Source organism: Moorena sp. SIO3I8, assembly GCF_010692325.1.
Taxonomy (GTDB): Bacteria; Cyanobacteriota; Cyanobacteriia; order Cyanobacteriales; family Coleofasciculaceae; genus Moorena.
The window spans coordinates 1-1,035 of record NZ_JAAHHW010000492.1 but is presented as its reverse complement, the minus strand read 5'-3'; the positions used below and the strand labels follow the sequence as shown (position 1 = coordinate 1,035).

At 41.0% G+C, this 1,035-nt stretch carries 1 protein-coding gene; it reads right to left on the bottom strand.

The genetic code is table 11. From position 1 onward, the window contains the following. Positions 1 to 66 precede the first annotated feature (66 nt). Entirely contained in the window at positions 67 to 795 is a 729-nt protein-coding gene (locus tag F6K51_RS38135; protein WP_293031578.1) for a hypothetical protein, read from the bottom strand. Between the last annotated feature and the right edge of the window lie 240 nt (positions 796 to 1,035).

Sequence of the window (1,035 nt, the reverse complement as noted above, 5' to 3'; positions counted from 1 at the left end):
CTCAAGTTGATCGTCCCTACCGACACAGTAGGGAGTGCTACGATTAGTGATGTCAATGCGATGATTTCATGTTATGTGTTTTTTGTTGAGGCATTCCTTGATAAATTTCTTGACACCAAGATAGAGCAGACTGTTTTGAGACTCTGGTTTGCATAGGTCAATATGGTGCTTTGCTATAGCAACCGGCTTCACTCCTTCAATGGCTGGGTTTGCACTATCTTCGTCTACAACCAAAATCCCTTTTACAGGCTGGGTTTCATAATAGACTTTTGTAGCAATTCCTAGACTCCGAACGTTTTCTCTATACCACTCATTTAATTCCCGTAACTGAGGGTGATGAGCTTTTAATTCCTCTACACTGACGGTGGTTCGTGCTAAAACACCAATATTATTAATTAAATTAGCGAGATGAGACCCAGTGTGGGGAGTAGCCAGAAATACTATGCCTTTAGTCTGCTCAATAATCCCTTTATAGTCATCAAAATCATTAGCACTACGAAGCATTTTTTTGACTAAAAGCCCGCCCATACTATGAGTAATAAATATTAATGGACGCTTACCCAGATTGCAGCTATCTAACCACCCTAATAAATTACTAGCAAGATCGAAGAGCGGCATACTGCTATTGCTTTGCCAGTTTGTCGCTTTCGCGTCATACCCAAAAGACCAGATGTTAAGGCATAGCTGCTCTTGTCCTAACCAAACTGGCCAAAAATTATCATCATTGATTGCATGCTGGTGATGCCACGTGCCTCTGGGATCACCTCCCAATCCGTGAACAAACACCACATCCATACTGGTTTCTGAGTCCTCGCACCCTGAGATTTTGATCAACCCCCTCGAATCGCTTACCAACCAATTAGCCTCCAGTTAACTCTATAGCCTTAACCAGTAGATACAGACAAACCTATTTTTATTTATTCTAATACAAAAAAATCCAGGTAATCGGGAGTCGGGAGTCGGGAGTCGGGTAAAAAGTTATCACAATTTATTACTTTACCGATTTAATTTTTACGGCGATATCGTGAAAATTAA

Bases quoted from the DNA above. Each gene is read 5' to 3' on its own strand.
- F6K51_RS38135 (WP_293031578.1), bottom strand. From the start codon at position 795: ATGGATGTGGTGTTTGTTCACGGATTGGGAGGTGATCCCAGAGGCACG.